This window comes from Clostridium sp. AWRP (genome assembly GCF_004006395.2).
Lineage (GTDB): Bacteria > Bacillota > Clostridia > Clostridiales > Clostridiaceae > Clostridium_B.
On sequence record NZ_CP029758.2, the window covers coordinates 3085801 to 3104889 of the forward strand.

Annotated in this window: 15 protein-coding genes and 1 pseudogene; 1 reads left to right on the forward strand and 15 read right to left on the reverse strand. The window is 32.7% G+C overall.

Translation table 11 applies throughout. From position 1 onward, the window contains the following. Positions 1-41 precede the first annotated feature (41 nt). A pseudogene (locus DMR38_RS22335) lies at positions 42-389 on the forward strand (IS3 family transposase); the annotation flags it as partial. A 183-nt stretch (positions 390-572) separates the two neighbouring features. On the opposite strand, the gene DMR38_RS14175 reads toward DMR38_RS22335, so the two are convergent. From DMR38_RS14175 to ptcA, 15 genes are all read right to left on the reverse strand, one after another. Then, complete coding sequence (locus DMR38_RS14175) at positions 573-1778, reverse strand: IS256 family transposase (protein WP_175413132.1); 1206 nt, start codon at positions 1776-1778, stop codon at positions 573-575. A 205-nt stretch (positions 1779-1983) separates the two neighbouring features. Continuing rightward, the gene (locus DMR38_RS14180) at positions 1984-2316 is read right to left on the reverse strand and encodes a TFIIB-type zinc ribbon-containing protein (protein WP_243124302.1); all 333 of its coding nucleotides are present in this window, start codon (positions 2314-2316) and stop codon (positions 1984-1986) included. Positions 2317-2372: 56 nt separating this feature from the next. After that, positions 2373-4301 carry a sigma 54-interacting transcriptional regulator gene (locus DMR38_RS14185; protein ID WP_127721923.1) on the reverse strand — a complete coding sequence of 643 codons (1929 nt, stop codon included), beginning with the start codon at positions 4299-4301 and terminating at the stop codon, positions 2373-2375. 334 nt (positions 4302-4635) lie between these two features. Then, positions 4636-5703 carry a butyrate kinase gene (gene buk / locus DMR38_RS14195; RefSeq protein WP_127721924.1) on the reverse strand — a complete coding sequence of 356 codons (1068 nt, stop codon included), beginning with the start codon at positions 5701-5703 and terminating at the stop codon, positions 4636-4638. Positions 5704-5818: 115 nt separating this feature from the next. Further along, on the reverse strand, positions 5819-6406 hold the full coding sequence (locus DMR38_RS14200) for an indolepyruvate oxidoreductase subunit beta (RefSeq protein ID WP_127721925.1): 588 nt from the start codon (positions 6404-6406) through the stop codon (positions 5819-5821). 1 nt (position 6407) lies between these two features. Next, positions 6408-8186: an indolepyruvate ferredoxin oxidoreductase subunit alpha gene (iorA, locus tag DMR38_RS14205; protein WP_127721926.1), complete on the reverse strand. Its 1779-nt coding sequence runs from the start codon at positions 8184-8186 to the stop codon at positions 6408-6410. Between the two features lie 36 nt (positions 8187-8222). Continuing rightward, positions 8223-9128 carry a bifunctional enoyl-CoA hydratase/phosphate acetyltransferase gene (locus DMR38_RS14210; RefSeq protein WP_127721927.1) on the reverse strand — a complete coding sequence of 302 codons (906 nt, stop codon included), beginning with the start codon at positions 9126-9128 and terminating at the stop codon, positions 8223-8225. A 420-nt stretch (positions 9129-9548) separates the two neighbouring features. Further along, a complete protein-coding gene (locus DMR38_RS14215; protein WP_127724075.1) occupies positions 9549-10844 on the reverse strand; it encodes a glycoside hydrolase family 18 protein in 1296 nt (431 codons plus the stop codon). A 94-nt stretch (positions 10845-10938) separates the two neighbouring features. Continuing rightward, on the reverse strand, positions 10939-11754 hold the full coding sequence (locus DMR38_RS14220) for a methyl-accepting chemotaxis protein (protein ID WP_127721928.1): 816 nt from the start codon (positions 11752-11754) through the stop codon (positions 10939-10941). A 182-nt stretch (positions 11755-11936) separates the two neighbouring features. Then, positions 11937-12287, reverse strand: a complete 351-nt coding sequence (locus DMR38_RS14225; protein WP_127721929.1) for a hypothetical protein — start codon at positions 12285-12287, stop codon at positions 11937-11939. 99 nt (positions 12288-12386) lie between these two features. Continuing rightward, positions 12387-13325, reverse strand: coding sequence for a carbamate kinase (gene arcC / locus DMR38_RS14230; RefSeq protein WP_127721930.1), 939 nt, complete (start codon positions 13323-13325; stop codon positions 12387-12389). A gap of 37 nt (positions 13326-13362) precedes the next feature. After that, a complete protein-coding gene (gene aguA / locus DMR38_RS14235) occupies positions 13363-14457 on the reverse strand; it encodes an agmatine deiminase (protein WP_175413018.1) in 1095 nt (364 codons plus the stop codon). 83 nt (positions 14458-14540) lie between these two features. After that, on the reverse strand, positions 14541-16166 hold the full coding sequence (locus tag DMR38_RS14240) for an amidohydrolase (RefSeq protein ID WP_127721931.1): 1626 nt from the start codon (positions 16164-16166) through the stop codon (positions 14541-14543). A 25-nt stretch (positions 16167-16191) separates the two neighbouring features. Further along, positions 16192-17568 carry an MATE family efflux transporter gene (locus DMR38_RS14245; protein WP_243124303.1) on the reverse strand — a complete coding sequence of 459 codons (1377 nt, stop codon included), beginning with the start codon at positions 17566-17568 and terminating at the stop codon, positions 16192-16194. A gap of 15 nt (positions 17569-17583) precedes the next feature. Continuing rightward, on the reverse strand, positions 17584-18609 hold the full coding sequence (gene ptcA / locus DMR38_RS14250) for a putrescine carbamoyltransferase (protein ID WP_127721932.1): 1026 nt from the start codon (positions 18607-18609) through the stop codon (positions 17584-17586). Positions 18610-19089: the final 480 nt, after the last annotated feature.

Genomic DNA, 19089 nt, shown 5'->3' on the forward strand with positions numbered 1-19089 from the left:
ATATTTTGTGCCTTGAGCGAATCGAAAGGAATGAATATAAAAAGATGACAAAAGAATTAGTAATCAACGCATATCAACATGTAGGAAGACTAACAGTGTTATTCTACATTCGGACAGATGGTCACAATATTGCTCAAACGATTACCAAAATTTAATAAATAAGTATGGATTTATATGCAAGTATGTCCCGTAAAAATAACTGCTGGGATAATGCTCCTATGGAATCATTCTGGGGTAAAATGAAATGTGAATGGCTTTATGGAAATCACTTTAAAACACGTAAAGAAGCTCGTGCTACTGTATTTGAATATGTTGAGATATTTTATAATAGGCAAAGAATACATGCTTCTAATGGTTATATAACGCCTGAAAAATATTATTTTTCTTAACTAAATAGAATAACCATATCAAATTTCTTGAGAGTGTGAGATTTTTTCTGTAAATTAGCTTTCTATGATATTTTAGAAAGACAGCTGTGTAAAAAATTATTTCTGTCTTAATTTCAAATATATAATTTAAAAATAAGTATGTCAATAACGCCTAAGAAAAAAGGCGTTATTTTTATAAAAATTTTATTGGGGAAGTCTGCCATCATACATTATGGATAGTTCACCATAAACCTTACCCCAGTTTCTGAGGACTGACGTCCATTTTTTAGTTGCTTCAAATGTTGCAAGATAAAGTGCCTTTAGAAGTGCAGTATCACTTGGAAACACGCTTCTTTGACTGTTTAACCTGCGGTATGTGCTATTAAGACTTTCTATGGCATTCGTTGTATATATTACTTTTCTCACTTCTGGTGAGAATTTGAATATAGGGGTTATGGCGTCCCAATTTTTCAACCAGCTTCGCATAGATCCTGGATATTTATCATTCCACTTCTTAGTTACAATTTCCAGATTTTTATGAGCAGTTTCCTCAGATGGAGCCTGATATATACTCTTAAGATCCTTTGCAAAATCTTTCTTGTGTTTATAAGATACATATTTAAGTGTATTTCTTATCTGATGTACGATGCATCTTTGGTATTCTGTGTCCGGAAAGGACGCATTTATAGATTCTTTTATGCCAGAAAGACCATCTGCACAAAGTATAAGAATATCTTTAACTCCTCTGTTTTTAAGCTCATTTAAAACACCAAGCCAGTATTTGCTGCTCTCGTTCTCACCTATATTTATGGAAAGCACATCTTTTATTCCGGCATCATTTATTCCCATGATTATATAGGCCGCAAGTTTTTTTACTATACCATTATCTCTAACAGAAAAATGTACTGCATCTATGAAAACAATTGGATAAACTGTAGACAATGGACGCTGCTGCCACTGTTCAATCTCTGGTAATATGCGGTCTGTTATGTTAGATATCATACTTTCACTTGCTTCAAAACCATATATGTCTTCAATAATTTCAGATATTTGTCTTGTAGTCATACCTTTTGCATACATCGATATTATTTTGTCTTCTATGCTTGATATGTCCTTCTGGCGCTTTGCTACAGCCTGCGGCTGAAATGTACTGTTCCTATCTTGAGGTACATCAATCTCTACTTCACCATATTTACTTCGTACTTTCTTGCTTTTCTTACCATTCCTGTAGTTAGCTTCATCTGAGCGTCCATACTTTTCATAGCCAAGATGGTTGTCCATCTCACCTTCCAGCATCTCCTGAAGAGTTCCTCCCAGTAGATCTTTCAGTGCATCTTGAATGTCCTCTGCAGATTTGATATCATACTCACTTATAAGAGAAGTTATAATATTTCTCTTACCATCTGTCATTGGTTTTACCTTATAAACATCTTTTTTCCTTGCCATAAAAAAAGCCTCCTATAATTTTTATTTTATCATAGAAAGCTTTATGTTTTTATTTGATTTACAGACTTTTTATCACAGGCTCAATTTCTTCAATACGGTCATTTTACATTGCCATACCTGATATTACAGCTAAACTAAAATTTTATACTAATCATCTTATTTTAAACTTTTACCTTTCTGGCATTGTTGCTGTAATAAAGTTTTTATAACTTTCCAAACGTTGTTTATACTTATCAGTTTTTTTCATATCTGCAATTGTAGATATAGTCTTTCCAACATCATCACCGTGCTTAAATTTCCCAGATAAAGTATCATGTGCATGTTCTAACTGTTCTTCTGGAAATTCAAATTTTACCTTACCATCTACAATTTTAATGTCACCTTCAATACCACATAATTCGCAAATAGAATGTGTAGACTCTCTATCTAGATAAAAGTTTCTAGAATGACAGTGTGGACAAACGCCTTCTTTTCCTTGATAAGAAGCTTTTTGAAAAAGCATTAATTTTATATTTTTTAAATATCTTACACTTTCCCCTTATTCTATTACCATATAATTTACTTTTTTCTACCATTCGTACTCCCTCCATTCTCATTACGATTTAATTTTTTCCACAAAGCTGTTCTGCTTATACCAAGTTTTTGGGCTATTTCCGTTTTTGTCATTCCTTTGCCTGCAAGCATTTCTATTACTTTTTCTTCTACAAAACGATCAATTTTTTTTAGGTCAATTAAGTTATTACCATTAGGATCATAATCTTCTCTAATAGAATCTCTTTTATCCTCTATAATTCCATTTTCATTTTCATCTAAATCTAATTCGCTAAAAATTACATACCTTTCAGCAATATTTCTCAGTTCTCTTACATTACCCTTCCAGGGATAATCAAGAAGCTTTTTTTCAATTTCTTTACTTATTTCTATTCCATTACTTTCGTTTGATAAAATTTTTACGTAATATTTAAATAATGGGATTATATCTTTTTTCCTTTCTCTAAGGGGAGGAATTCTCATTTTCAAAATATTTAATCGATAAAATAAGTCCGCTCTAAAAGTTCCATCTTCAACCTTGCTTTTTAATTTCTCATTTGCAGCAGCTATAATTCTAACATCTAATGGAATTACATAATCTGATCCTATTCTCATTATTTCCTTTTCCTCTAAAACACGTAATAACTTTCCTTGTAAATTAGGAGAAATACTATTTACCTCATCTAGAAATAGAGTACCTTTATGGGCAAGTTCAAATAATCCAGGCTTTCCACCTTTTCTAGCTCCAGTAAATGCTCCCTCCTCATATCCAAAAAGTTCACTTTCCAAGAGATTTTCTGAAATAGCTGCACAATTAATTGCCACAAAAGGCCCATCTTTTCTACTACTTATGTTATGTATACTTTGTGCAATCATTTCCTTACCAGTACCACTTTCTCCATAAATCATCACAGTACCATCACTTAGTCCTATTTTAATTGACTTTGCTAATGTATTTTTCATTACAGGGTCATTTGCAATAATATCTTCAAACTTATACTTGGCTATAAGTCCTTTTTTATTTAATTCATACCTTACCTTTTTCTCTAAACTTTGAAGTTTAGTTACATCTTGAAAAGAACACAGAACACCATAGGTATTTTCATCTAAGCTTAATATTGAAGTATTTGCCATAACCGTTATTTTTTTTAGTTTTTTTAGTTCGTTACTCTCACTAGTATTATTTTTTAAAAATTCCACCATAAAGCTAAGTTCTGGACAAACATCTACTACACTTTTATTTATCACATTTCTTGCTTGCTTTTTTAGCAACTCCTCTGCTTTTTTATTATACAATATAACATTACAACGTCGATCTATTGCAACAACAGCATCGTGCACCCCATCTAAAATTTTTTTTAAGACTTCATTTTTTAATTTTTGTTCATTCAGATTGTCTATTAATTCCTCAGCACGTGCTACCACTTCATAAATTGATTCATCACTAGCACCTATGTGGACGTTATTCATACCAAGTCTTCTAGCACAAGCACAAGGAATTCCTCCTCCAACTATTACAACACTTTCTCTTCTTTCAGCATATTTCTTTACTCTATCTTCTATGTTTTCAGCATCGCAAAACCTTTCAATTATTACATTCTCACTAATTACATCTTTCCACTCATCATAATCAAAGTATTCTAAGTCTGAGATAATCAATATTACATCTTTCTTATACTTACTTGCAGTTTTTATTGCATACAAAATATCTAAAGTAGTTACCTTTAGATTTATAACAGGAACACTTACTTTTCCAATGGTATGGCGGTATCCACCGCTTCTAGCTATAATTGCTTTCACACCTTTGCTTTCTAGAATTATGCCCTGTTTTTCCATATTATCTGGTTTTAAAATATCAATAATCATGTTACCCTTATTGACTTCTTTTGCAAATAACTGCATAAAACTATTTTTTAGTTCCATATCAGAAGCAATGACACCTATTTTTCTATCCATAAATATTCATCCCTTACTATCATTTAGTAGATACATCTTTACTCTATAAATAAGTTTATACTGAAATTTAAGAATTATCAAAAGTTATAACGATTAACATAGTTCACTGCTTGCTCTATAATATTCACTTCATATGAGCTACTTTATTTATCAAATAATTTAAACAGCAATCTTTGAAACTTATCAACACCAGCAACTACATACCATACACCAACAAGTATGGAAACACCAATTTGTATGGGCAAACTTCCTAATTACTTTTGCATTAATATATAGCATATTTTTTCTTTATATTTTAAAGGACAAACATTGTCATATAATGTTTGTCCCATTTTTATTCAGTATATTTTTTAGCCTCTTCTTCCCCTTTTAGTACCCTAAGAATTCCTAATGCTAGAGATTCCATTTCATTTTCACCAGGCATAATCTCAACTGGTGCAATAAACTCTACACGTTTTTTTATCCAATTAGTCATCATGTTAGAATATGCTATTCCACCTGTAATAATAATAGCATCTACTTTGCCTTCTACTACTGTCGCAAGTTCACCTATCCCTTTAGAAACCTGATATGCCATAGCCTCGTATACTACCCTTGCTTTCTTATTTCCTTCTTCAATCATTTTTTCAACTTCTCTAGCATCAGCCGTATTAAGGTATGCTTTTAATCCACCATTTCCTCTTAATTTTTTATGCATAGTTTTCTTATCAAACTTACCAGAATAACATAAATCTACAAGTTCCTTGCAAGGTATTCTTCCTGCTCTTTCAGGCGAAAATGTTCCTTCATCATCAGCCATTACATCAACTATATGACCTTTCTCATGGACACTTATAGAAATTCCACCACCCATATGAGCAACAATAAAATTCATATCAGAATACTTTTTACCATATTTTTTTGCTACTTTCATTGCCATAGCTCTTGAATTTAAAACATGACAAGTACTTGTTCTAGGTATATCTGGCATACCGGATATACGTGCTATATCATTTAATTCATCTACCCTAACAGAATCATATATATATGAAGGTATAGAAAGCATATTCCCGATTTCATAAGCAATTAATCCACCAAGATTGGAAGCGTGTTCAACAATAGGATTATTTTTAAGCCTATTTACCATTACATCATTTACCTTATAGGCTCCCGGTTTTACAGATGGAACCATTCCTCCTCTTCCAACTACAGCAGATAATTTATTAATATCATAATCATTTTCTTTTAATAATGAAAGGACTGCATCTTTTCTCATCTCAAATTGATCTTGGATTCTATTATACTTTTCAATTTCACTTTCAGGATGTTCTAGTGTCTTACAAAATATTTCTTTTTCATTTCTATATATTGCTATCTTTGTTGAAGTAGATCCCGGATTGATAGCTAGTATATCATAGTCCACTGTTTGTTCCTCCTTTAGTAACCTTTTACAACATTTATGCTACAAATTTTATAATAAATATCATTTCTTTATTATTAAGAAGGCAAAATTAAATTTTGCCTTCTTAATATGAACTTTACTGTACTACTTTCATTCCTTCATTTAATGCTTTAATATTCAATTCTATAAAAGCAGGTTTTACACATTTCTTAATTGCATCTTCCCAATTTAAATTTTCAAGTTTCATAAGCTTTATCAATGAACCCAGTAATACCACATTCATTGCCTTCTTATTTCCTAAATCTCCAGCAATTTTTGCAGCATCAATTACATTTGTATTAGCCTTACTCTTTACTACTTCGATTACATCTTCAGGATATTCTTCTAGTCCAGCAAGCGTTGTAGAAGTTGGAATCTTATATTCATTTACTACTACATGTCCATCTGGCTTTAATTCCTTTAAATATCTTAATGCTTCCATAGCTTCAAAAGAAACAAGAATATCTGCAGAGCCATTTCCTATAATTGGCGAATATACTTTTTTGCCATATCTAACCTGTGTAGTAACACTTCCTCCTCTTTGCGACATACCGTGAATTTCAGCCATTTTTACATCGTATCCAGCATCTACAAGGCCTGTAGATAATATCTTACTAGCAAGTATAGTACCTTGCCCGCCTACTCCACACAGCATAACATTTTTTATTTCTATCGTATCATTCATATTATTCACCCACCCTACTAATAGCATTTCTAGGACATACTTGAACACAAAGTTCACATGCCACACACTGAGTTTTATCAATTGTTACTTTTTTACTGTTTTTATCAGATATAAGTGCAGGACATCCTGTCTTCATACAAGCTTTACAACCTACACATTTTTCTTCATCAATACTACATAATCCCTTGTAGTCTCCAAAATCATCCTTATCTTTTTGTGAAGGCTTTTTAAGCACACAAGGCCATTTTGTTATTATAACAGCAGGTTCGTCCTGTGTTAGTCCCCAATCCAATGCTTCCTTCACTTCATCTAGCTTCAATGGATTAATTACTTTAATCTTTTTAACACCTAGTGCCTTAACTACTGCTTCAACATCTGTCAAATTAGTAGGATCTCCTTGAAGTGTAAATCCAGTGCCTGGATTTTGCTGATGTCCTGTCATTCCTGTAATTCTGTTATCAAGTATACAGAAAACGGCATTACTTCTGTTATAAACAGCATCAAGAAGACTTGTCATTCCAGAATGAAAAAACGTTGAATCACCAAGTACAGCAACAACTCTCATGTTATCATTAAATTTATTGAATACTTTCTGAGCTCCATGAGCCATACTAAAACCTGCTCCCATACACATAGATGTATCTTTTGCATTAAGTGGAGCAGCATTGCTTAAGCCATAACATCCAATATCACTTGACACCATAACATTTTTTCTTTTAGAAAGCTCGTAGAAAAATCCCCTATGTGGACAGCCTGCACACAACACAGGTGGTCTTTTAGCAAGTATAGACTCATCATAGCTTATTGTTTTATTTTCTTTTCCAAGCAATACTTTTGCAATTATATCAGGGTTAAGTTCTCCCGTAATAGGTATTTTCCCCTTACCAATGCAATTAATACCTGCAGCCTTTATTTGTTCTTCCATAAAAGGATCAAGTTCTTCAATTACGTAAAGAGTATCAACTTGTTTTGCAAATTCTCTTATTTTTTCCATTGGAAGTGGGTATGTAAAACCTAACTTAAGATAAGATGCATTTGTTCCAAATACTTCCCTTGCATACTGATAAGCAACACCTGCTGAAATGATGCCTACTTTCTTGTCATTCCATTCAATAAAATTCAATGGTGTTTTATTGGAAAGTTCTTCAAGTTTATTAAGTCTTTCTTCAACTTTTTCATGCAATACCTTTGATACTGCTGGTACTACATCATATTTTTGAAGACTTTTCACATAAGGTTTTTTAAGTACTTCAGTTCTCTCACCTATCTCAACTAAGGACTTACTGTGGCATACCCTTGTAGTCATTCTCATCATTACGGGAGTATCATACTTTTCACTTAATTCCATAGCAACCTTAACCATATCTTTTGATTCCTGGCTATTACTTGGCTCCAACATAGGAATTTTTGAAGATTTAGCATAATGTCTATTATCCTGTTCATTTTGGGATGAATGTAATCCTGGATCATCGGCACTTATTAATACCATTCCTCCATTTACACCTGTATAGGCAAATGTAAATAATGGATCAGCTGCAACATTTACACCAACATGTTTCATAGATGCCAATGTTCTTGCTCCTGCAATTGATGCACCTATTACTGACTCCAATGCAACTTTCTCATTTGGTGCCCATTCTGCAATAATATCACCTTTATAAGTTGCTATATTTTCCATTATTTCAGTACTTGGTGTGCCTGGATATGCTGCTGCATAGGTTATTCCTGATTCATAAGCACCCCGAGCTACTGCTTCATTTGCTGTTAATAATTTCTTCATATTTTCACTCTCCTTAGTACATGTTTTATTCTTTAATTACTTAACTGCAGATGCAGATAATACTAATGATAAATATTTTTCTTCAGCAGAAGCTCCCCTTGATGTTAAAACAATAGGAACCTTTGCTCCAACAATAAATCCTGCCATTTTAGACCCTGCAGAATATACCAAACATTTTCCCAATATATTCCCTGCAGTAATGTTCGGCACAATCAAAATATCAGCATCTCCTGTAACAGGACTATCAAAGCCTTTAATTTCTGCAGATTCCTTACTCATAGTTAAATCATAAGAAATAGGACCTTCTACAATACAATTTTTAATTTCTCCATTTTGATTCATTTTTTTCAACATGTCAGCATCAACAGATTCAGGCATTTTAGGATTAACCTTTTCAACCGCAGCTAAAACTGCTACTTTGGGTTTATCATATCCCATAGTTCTAAGTACATTTACTGCATTTTCAATAATTTGCTTTTTCTGATTTACATCAGGATACATCACCATTCCACCATCTGTAGTCACTATTAACTTATGGTAGTTAGGTATTTCATTAAGAACAAAATGAGACATTATATTCCCTGTTCTAAGTCCTTTTTCCCTATTTACTACAGCCCTTAATAAATCTGCAGTCTGAATTTTTCCCTTCATAATGAAATCTGCTTTATTTTCATTAACTAATGCCACAGCTTTTTCTGCTGCTAATACATCACTTTCCTCATCTACGATAGCACTATCTGATAAGCTTTCATTCAAATTGCCAAGTACCTTTTTTATTTTTGCTTTGTCTCCTATTAATATGGGATCTACAATATTATCTTTTCTTGCTCTGAATACAGCCTGCAAGGTATGTTCATCCTGTGCTACAGCTACTGCAACCTTTTTCATTGATCCAGTATTTTTAACCTTCTCAATTAATTCATTAAAGTTTCTAAATATCATAACTATCCTCCTTTATAAACTTATTTGCATTAATTCATAATTAAATTTGTAATAAACAAATCCTCGACTTACATAATATAAACTAAGCAAATATCATGCCAAATATAGGAATACGGTTTAAAGCCATTCTATTATGTATTATATATCTTGTAAAATATATAACGTTTCAATTAGTTAACTGTATGTTACGTTTAATTAACATCTTGTATTTAAATGATAATAAAAAACGAGCGCACATTTAATCTTTTTAAATAGCAGCCTTATCTATTGTTTTTGTGTTCTTTAATGTGTATATCAATATAAATTTTTAACTACAAATTAAGACATTAAAAAAGTGAATTATACTTTTTATGTAAAATAGGTACAAAAAAACTGCTTAATATGAAAATTTTCATATTAAGCAGTTATATTCTAACCATATCACCTAGCTGGTATAACTTTTTCAATATTGAACATATTATCAAGTACCTGCCAGTTTTCTGGGAATGGCTTTGCTAAAACCCAGTAGCTAACACCTCGAAGTCCATATTCATTTACAAGTTTATATTTGGCCTCTACACTTCTTGCATCTTCAAACCAAACTACATGCTGCCGCCTTTCTTCATCTATATAGTTATAATATGGCGATTGTGATTTTTGATCATACCTTATGACAGCTCCATATCTTCTTGCTCTATCCACCGCTTCTCTATTTCCTACGCTTTCTGCAAATTCTCCTCCTGGAGTGTATGGAAGTGTCCAATCGTATCCATAAAGCGGCATTCCCATCATTATCTTATTAGGAGGTATTACAGTTACTGCATAATTTATTACTTTTTTCACTTCATTAATTGGAGCGACGGCCATAGGTGGGCCTCCCGACCAACCCCATTCGTAAGTCATTATTATTACAAAATCAACTATCCTTCCATGGGCTCTGTAATCATGAGCTCCATGCCATGCACCAGCTTTTACATCATATGTTTTAGGTGCCAATGCAGTTCCAACTACATATCCCAGTGGGTGAAGCCTTGCCACTAATTTCTCCAGGAAGCGGTTATACTTAGTTCTGTCTTCTGGTGGAATTCTTTCAAAATCTACTATAGTTCCATAATAACCTTTTCTCCTCATCATATCTATCATATTATTTATAAGATTATTCTGAGCATTGTCATCATTAAGGAACTTTCCTATTAACTCAGTATCAAAGTTTTTTCCAGATAAATTTGTAACTGAAAGTAATGGTGCAACCCTATTATTTTTTCCAACCGCAATAATTGTTTCATCTCTAAGTGGAGTCAATCCCCCATCCACACTAATATGATGGCTAAAAGGAGTTATATAAGTTAGATATGGTGCTGCATCAATTACAATTCTAGTTTCTTTTTCATCAGTAGAAGGTTGTATAAAACCATTTGTTTCAATAGTTCCATAGTTTTTGGATTTTTCAGGTATCCTAAGTATCATGCCTGGATAAATAGCAGAAGAACTTGACATGTTATTTAAACTTAGTATGCTGTTTACGGAAACTCCAAACTTTTGGGCTATAAACCACAGTGAATCTCCTGCTTTAACCCTATAGCCTCTTTCCCTTGATGGAATTACAATTGATTGTCCAACTACTAAACTTTCCCTTGGATTTAGGTCATTGGCCTTTATTATACTGTCCGGAGAAACTCCAAATCTTCTGGCTATAGACCATATAGAATCCCCTGGACGGACTACATATATACTCAAATATATATACGCTCCTTTTTTATTTACTACCATTAGTTATTATATTCAATAACTCTATTTCTGTTCTAATGTATGGATAAATATTTTTCTCCAATTAGCTTATTTTAAATTTTTGTATTAGCTTATTCAATTTTTGAACTAATTCAGCTTGATCTAGAGAAGTTTTTAATATCTGATCCATTGCTAATTCAGAGTGATCCATACTTTTATGAATAAGATTTGAATTTTCAGCTGACCGTTGAGATGACTCTGCTAAATTTTTAGACATGTCACTTACAAATTTAGCATCTCCTTGATATTGGACTGCGATGCTATTAAAGTACTTAAATTGAGTTCTTACATTTTTATTCATGAAAACTAATAATTCATTACTATTATTTGAAAGATTAGTAAATCCATTTTTCACTTTACTAATAATCTCCTTTATGTTCTTAACAGCTTCAGAGGTTTGTTCTGCTAGTTTTTTTACTTCATCAGCAACTACCGCAAAACTCTTACCTTTTTCCCATGCTCTTGCAGTTTCAATGGCTGCATTTATAGATAACAAACTTATTTGTTTGGCTACATCTGCTATAGTATCTGCCATTATATCAATTTCTTCAACTACTTTACTCTCTTTAATAGACTCAATAATTTTGTTTTCTTTTTCTCCATAAATTAATTCAGTTTCATGAATTGCATTGCTGCTATTCTGTTCAACTTCTGAAGCTCTTTTCCTTATTTTTAATGAGTTATTGCTTTCATCAAGTGCTTTATCCGATAAAGTATTGACATTAGCTCCAATTTCAGTCATAGAAGCTGATATTTCTTCCGCAGTAGCTGTAGTTTCTTGTACCCCTCCATTAATTTCTTTCATAGCTTCATTAATAGTTTGAAACTGTGAATTAACTTTTGCCACTGTTTCAGACAAATTTTCACTAGAAGAACTTAATTCATTAGAAAAGTTACACCTGCATATAATTCTTTTTCATCTATTAAAAAATCCCTTCCACTCTTTCCAATCTTTATGTTAGCAATATTCTCCTGAATAGAACTTATGTCAATATCAGCAGAAGTTATACCTATAAAATTATGATTATCGTCATAAATAGGTTATGTTGCAGAAACTAAAGTTACTTTTAAAGTAGTATTACTAGCAAGTGAATCCCACAGTGCCGAAGACCACTTTACAGTTTTTTTAGAATTAATATTTACCTTATACCAGCTATCTTTAAAATAATCATCCTGCCCAGTTCTATACGCATCTATAAAAACTACTTTACCTTCATTCTTATATGCATATAGTCCAAAGTACTTTAATGTGGAATCAAATTTATTAGGTTCAAACCATATACCTACTCCTAGTGTACCAGAGTCCGAATTAGAACCCAACATTTCTTTAATCAAGTTTTGTAAATTTTCTTCACCTACCTTCTTATAAGAGGTTTTAACGACATTAGTCATAGCTTCTACAATTTTTGAATGTACTATAATTATATTTTTTTAAATCAATACCTGGTGAAACTATTAACCTCACCAGGTATATTTAAAATTACTATTGTGCTACATTTTAATTAGAGTTCCACTGAGTCCTTGCATTGCAAGTGGTGCTTTTTCTAAAGAAGCAATTACAGCTTTTTTACCAGGCTTACTACTTGCAAACTGAATAGCAGCTTCTACTTTAGGAAGCATACTTCCAGGAGCAAAGTGTCCTTCTTCAGCTAATGCTTTTGCTTCTTTAACCGATACCTCTTTTAATTCTTTTTGATTTGGCTTCCCATAATTAATAGCAACACGATCAACTGCTGTTAAAATAAACAAGTATTCTGCGTCTACAAGTTCTGCAAGCTTTGCAGAAGCAAAGTCTTTATCAATAACAGCTGGAACACCTTTATAATCTCCATTTTCATCTAAAATAACTGGTACGCCACCACCTCCGCATGCAATAACTATAAATTCATGATCAAGCAAATTCAATATGGAGTCCTTTTCCACTATGTCAACAGGCTTAGGAGATGCAACCATTTGTCTGTAACCTCTTCCTGCATCCTCTTTCATCACCAATTTAGAATTTTCTTCCATCATCTTTAATGCTTCCTCTTTAGAGTAAAATCCGCCAATTGGTTTTGTAGTACACTTAAAAGCATTATCATTCTTATCTACTAACATTTGCGTTACTACAGTTGCCACATTCCATGGCATTCCTTGATTCTTTAGTTCTTTTTTTAAGCCCTTTTGCAAATGATATCCTATATATCCCTGACTCATAGCCGTACACTCTGGTAACTCAAATTTTGCAACTTTATCATTGTTAGCTGAAGCAATATCAAGTGCAAGGCTGATCATACCTACTTGAGGACCATTACCGTGACTTATAATAATTTCATGTCCCTGTTTTATTAATCCAATTAGCGATGGAGCTGCATTATCTATCATTTTTTGCTGTTCTATTGGAGTTTTTCCTAGGGCATTTCCACCAAGGGCAATCACAATTCTTGACATATTTCTTCTCCTTTTTTATAAAAATTTCTATGACTAATTATTTTATACCAGGCTGTTGCTGTGTAATACAATGAATGTTTCCTCCGCCAAGCAGAATTTCTCTAGCATATATTCCAACTACCTTACGTCCCGGGAAGCAAGTTTCAAGATTTTTTCTTGCTTTTTCATCATTAGGGTCTCCAAACATTGGGAATACAACCCCTCCATTAGCAATATAGAAATTTGCATAAGAGGCTGCAAGTCGGTCTCCTTCACAACGTGGAAGAGTACCATCTACAGAATCCACTCCTTCACTTTCTTCCTTCGTAATTAGAATGTTTTTAGGTAACATTAATTTGTGAATCTTTAGATTTCTACCTTTTGCATCCTTTTCCCTACTTAGAATTTCATATGCTTTTTCAGAAATAGCATATTGTGAATCATCTTTGTCCTCTGTCCACGCAAGAACGATTTCACCTGGAGCAATATACTGAAGAATGTTATCTACATGCCCATTCGTTTCATCATTGTATATTCCATAAGGGATCCAGATAATTTTTTCCAGATTTAAATATTTCTTTAATATATCTTCAATTTCTAATTTTGTAAGATGAGAATTACGTCCCTTACTTAATAGACATTCTTCCGTTGTAATCAACGTACCCTCACCATCTACATGAATTGAACCACCTTCTAAAATAAAGTCATCCAGGCGATATCTATCTTTTCTCTCGATATCACAAATTTTTCTAGCAACATGATCATCTTTGTCCCATGGGAAATACAAGCCATCTAACAAACCACCCCATGCATTGAAAGTCCAGTCAATTCCTCTTACTTCCTTTCCATTGGTTACAAAAGTAGGACCACAGTCACGCATCCATGAATCATCTGTGGACATTTCCACTACACGCACCTGCCCTGAAAGTTTGCTTCTTGCATTATCATACTGAGAATTGCTGACACATACAGTTACTGGTTCAAATTCACTAATAGCAGTTGCAACCTCAACAAATACTTTTTGTGCTGGTTTTGCTCCAAGTCTCCAGTTATCCGTTCTTTCAGGCCAAATCATCCAGCATCCATTATGCCTCTCAAATTCTCCTGGCATTCTAAATCCATCTTCTTTAGGTATTGACATTAACGTTTTCACAATAAATACCTTCCTTAATATAATATATTTAGATTATTAAAGTTAATCTATAATACTAATTAGATAAAATTTATTTAAAACTACTACTCTGTCTTATATACTACTTTTCCATTAGTCATAGTAAAGCATATTTTAGCATTTAGAAGCTCCTTAGGTGACAAATTAACAACATCTCTGTCGATGACTGTAATGTCAGCCAATTTACCTTTTTCCAATGTGCCCAGCTCATTTCCGCGGCCAGCAGCACATGCTGAACCATAAGTGTGAGCTATCAATGCCTCTTCTACTGAAATCTTCTGATGAGGTTCCCAACCTCCTTCAGGTTCTCCCTGTACATTTTCTCTTGTAACAGCATAATAAATTGTGAGCAAAGGAATTGTATCAATAATTGGTGAATCAGTTCCAAATGCCAGTGTAACATTACTATCAAGCATATCACGGAAAGTCCACATTAATTTACTTCTTTCCAATCCTAAATCCTTTTCAATGCCTGCTGGATCTATTAGACAGTGTCCAGGCTGCATAGATGCAATTACATGCAAATCAGCCAAACGCTTTATATCTTCTTTTTGAATATTTTCCAAATGCTCTAAAGTATGCTGTAAATTTGGCTTTCTTCCATATTTCTTTTCTGCTTTTTCAAAAGAACCTAAAGCTAGGTGTATAGCTCCATCTCCAATTGTATGAATTCTGATACTCATATCATTTTCTACTGCTGACATAATAAGATCTTCCATATCTTTTGGATCAATGGTAGTTCTCCCATTGTCACCTTCAAAATAAGCATTAGAATATGGTTCTGAAAGATATGCAGTATGTGTACTTGAAACACCATCAAAGAACTGCTTAGTTCCTCCAAATTTCAACATAGTACCTTTATAATTTTCTCTCATCTTTAAAGGACGCTCCAAATTTTTTGTTATAGTTGGAAACATATTAACACGTACCTTTAATAGATCTTCATCTAATAACTTTTGATATATATCATCTTTAAGTTGATCTCTTCCTTCAACAGGCATCATGGACACATCACAAATAGATGTTATTCCATTTTCTGCTAAATGATTTTGAAACTTTATATATGCATTAAGTAAACAATCATCATTAGACTCTAAGATTTCTGAAGTAGCACTAAAGGCTGCCGTTTCAAAGAAAACACCAGTTAAATGTCCTTGTTCGTCCTTCCCATATTTTCCTCCAACTGGTGGAGTTGACTCTTCAGTAATCCCTAATTTTTTAAGTCCTGTGGAATTAAGCCACAATGCATGGCAATCTCCTGATAGCATTGCCACAGGCCTATTAGGATAAACTGCATCTAAAGAAGCCTTTGTAGGTAACACTTTATTTTCCCACACAGGAAGATACCAGCCTGTTGTAATTACCCATTCATCTTCTCCAAATCGATCTGCAAAATCACCAATAGCATCTACACATTCCTGTTCTGAAAAACCTTCAATAGGCAGTATTTTTTTATCAAACATAAGTGCTGACATTAAGGTGTGGACATGAGCATCATGAAATCCTGGTATAATTATTTGATCACCATAATCATATATTTTTGTATGCTCGTCAGTTAGTTCATCTAAATAAGATGCACTTCCAACATAAATGATTTTATTATCTTTAACTGCAACAATACCCTCCATAACTTCTTTTGAAGTTCCTGTAAAAATATGATTACTTTTTAAAACAACATCTGCTTTATTCATAAACTTCCCCTTTCTAAGCACCAAACTATCCCAAATTATTAATGGATTTTATTTCTCTTGCTAATAAAATTAATGACAATACGCATGCTAGTATATCAGCAACTGGCTGACTGTACCAAATTCCCATCATACCAAATGGTTTTACCAATACAAATATAATTGGAATAGCAAACAACACATAACGACTTATTCCAATTACAGTAGATATTGCAACCTTGTCCACTGCCTGATAATATCCTGAAATCAAATTAGAAGTAAATCCAAAAGCCGCAAAAGAAACTACTATCCTTGTATAAAATGCCGCTGAATTTACAAGTCCCGTATCATTTCCAGCAAATGCACTAATAATTGGTCTAGCAAATATTTCAGTAATTATGACAAGTATCATAATTATAATAAAATTACTTGAAACACTACATTTAATTAATTCTTTCAAACGACTTCCATTCTTAGCTCCATAGTTGTAACTAGCAATTGGCTGAACACCACCAAGCATAGCATTACAAATCATCATAAGAATATAAATGACATAACCATTAATAATTGAAAAAGCAGCAATATCTGTTTCATTTCCAAGCCTTCCAAGCATATTATTAATCACAATGCCAAAAATAAATGTACCTGCTTGTATAATAAAGAACGGTAATCCTGTTTTTAATGAAGGTACTATATTATCGAAGTCTATTTTTAAGTCAGATAATTTGATTTTAAATAAAGTCTTTTTATCTAATAAGAAATAATATATACAGCCAAACCATAATCCTATTGACAATGCATAATAAATAGCAGCACCAGCAATTCCTATTTTGAAAACAATTACAGATAAGAATAGTTCTGCTAATGCAACTACAGATGAAAAGGACATAAAGAAAGAAGCTATTCCTGGCTTTTCATCTACTCTTAATACATAGCACAATACTTGTCCAATTACACAAAATGGATATCCTATCATAAATATTTTTATAAACTTTACCACATCACCTGTAATTTGAGGCGTTGCACCTAAAAATCCAGCAACTTTTCCTACATTAGTAAAAATAAGAGCTGACAATACAATCATAAATATTGTACAAAGCCAAAATCCCTGTGCAAACACTTTTCTAGCACCCTCATGATCATTATTACCTAACTTTATTGCTGCAATACTGCTGATACCAACCCCAAAGAATCCCCCTAGTGCCAGGCTTAAATTTTCAAGTGGCATAATAATACTTATTGTAGCTAATCCTAAAGTTCCTAATCCACGACCTATAATAACTCCCTCAAACATAACCATAATACATTGTGCTATCATTCCAACTAAAGTAACAAAGCTATATCTTGCATATAAACTCTTTACAGGTTTTGTACCTAACTCTCTCTCTTTGGCATCTACTTCTGGGTTTGTCATTAATTCATCCATTTTATACACCCCAATCTATTTTTCTGAAGTAATAGCATCTAAAACTACTTCCAATTCAGCTCTAGACCTCATTTGTGCAACTTTATCTTCTTCTTTTGCATTTTGATTTAAGAAATATACAAGCAATCCTCTCATAGCTGTCAATCTGTTTTCACCTTCATCAAACACGATAGAATAGTCTGCATCTATTACTTCATCTACTACCTCTTCTCCTCTTGTTGCAGGTAGGCAATGCATAAATTTTACATTAGGGCTTGCTTTTGCAATCATCTCTTTAGTTACTTGATATTTAGGATAGAATATTGCCATTCTGTCTTCTTTAGAAAGTTCAGCATCATATAAGCCATACCAAACATCGGTATAAACAAAATCTGCATCCTTTAATGCTTCATCTTCGTTATCTGTAATCAATAATGAGCCACCGGATACTTTACAGTTCTCTTCTCCAATCTTAGTAAGTTCTTTCTTTAACTGATAACCTTTTGGTCCATATTGAACGAAATGCATTCCTAATTTAGTTGTAATAAACATTAAGGAAGCACATACCTGAGTAGCATCTCCTACAAATACAACTTTACAATCTTCCAATTTTTTTCCTTCTGGTAAGTGTTCTACCATAGTACAAATGTCTCCCATTTCTTGAGTTGGATGATTGTAATCAGACATACCATTAATTACTGGTACTGTAGCATTTTTTGCAAGATCAGCTACACTCTTATGTCTGTCTACACGTGCCATAAGAATATCTACTAATCTAGATAAAACACGGCTTGTATCTTCGATAGTTTCATGTCCTCCCAACTGAATCTGACCTGGCGCTAAGTACTGGGCATGTCCACCAAGTTGTTCCATTGCTGTTTCAAAAGATACTCTTGTTCTAGTTGAACTCTGCTGAAAAATCATTCCTAATGTTTTATGTTTGAGTAACTGTGGATAATATCCATTTTTGATACATTTCTTTAACTTTAAGGACAGATTTACAATATCTATTAAATCCTCCTTTTTAAAATCATTTGTGTCAATAAAATCTTTTACTGCCATTTTTTCTTCCTCCTAAAAATTTATATTTTTTATTGTTGTTTGTTCATTTTCATGAACTTGCATTTCCTAGCTTACCATCTGGAGGAGAATTATAAATCCATCTATAGGTATATAATCTCTATACCCTTGGATATATTTTTTATATTTACTATATAAACTGACATAAACTTTTATCTATTTTTGTAATTTGACTATTTTTTTCATTAGAAAAATGATAAAATTATTTTATGTTCAATGGAATGCAATAGTTTCTAGATGAGCTAACACTGTGAAAGGAGATTGTAAAATGAAATTATTTTTCTTTTCTTATAATATTTTTTTAATTGTTATGTACGCCATGGCGTCTACCAGCTGTTTCCTTGCTTACTGTTATTCTAAAAAAAAGATTTATTTATACAGCGGCCTTACTTTTACCTTTTTTATTTTAGATGAGTTTATAATTTATGATGCTGAATTTTTCCTATATGGCATTAATTTTAA

What these genes read in the sequence shown, in the direction of transcription:
- DMR38_RS14175 (WP_175413132.1), bottom strand. Translation starts at nt 1,778, where the DNA reads ATGACAGATGGTAAGAGAAATATTATAACTTCTCTTATAAGTGAGTAT.
- DMR38_RS14180 (WP_243124302.1), bottom strand. Translation starts at nt 2,316, where the DNA reads ATGCTTTTTCAAAAAGCTTCTTATCAAGGAAAAGAAGGCGTTTGTCCA.
- DMR38_RS14185 (WP_127721923.1), bottom strand. Translation starts at nt 4,301, where the DNA reads ATGGATAGAAAAATAGGTGTCATTGCTTCTGATATGGAACTAAAAAAT.
- DMR38_RS14200 (WP_127721925.1), bottom strand. Translation starts at nt 6,406, where the DNA reads ATGAATGATACGATAGAAATAAAAAATGTTATGCTGTGTGGAGTAGGC.
- iorA (WP_127721926.1), bottom strand. Translation starts at nt 8,186, where the DNA reads ATGAAGAAATTATTAACAGCAAATGAAGCAGTAGCTCGGGGTGCTTAT.
- DMR38_RS14210 (WP_127721927.1), bottom strand. Translation starts at nt 9,128, where the DNA reads ATGATATTTAGAAACTTTAATGAATTAATTGAGAAGGTTAAAAATACT.
- DMR38_RS14225 (WP_127721929.1), bottom strand. Translation starts at nt 12,287, where the DNA reads ATGACTAATGTCGTTAAAACCTCTTATAAGAAGGTAGGTGAAGAAAAT.
- arcC (WP_127721930.1), bottom strand. Translation starts at nt 13,325, where the DNA reads ATGTCAAGAATTGTGATTGCCCTTGGTGGAAATGCCCTAGGAAAAACT.
- DMR38_RS14240 (WP_127721931.1), bottom strand. Translation starts at nt 16,166, where the DNA reads ATGAATAAAGCAGATGTTGTTTTAAAAAGTAATCATATTTTTACAGGA.
- DMR38_RS14245 (WP_243124303.1), bottom strand. Translation starts at nt 17,568, where the DNA reads ATGGATGAATTAATGACAAACCCAGAAGTAGATGCCAAAGAGAGAGAG.
- ptcA (WP_127721932.1), bottom strand. Translation starts at nt 18,609, where the DNA reads ATGGCAGTAAAAGATTTTATTGACACAAATGATTTTAAAAAGGAGGAT.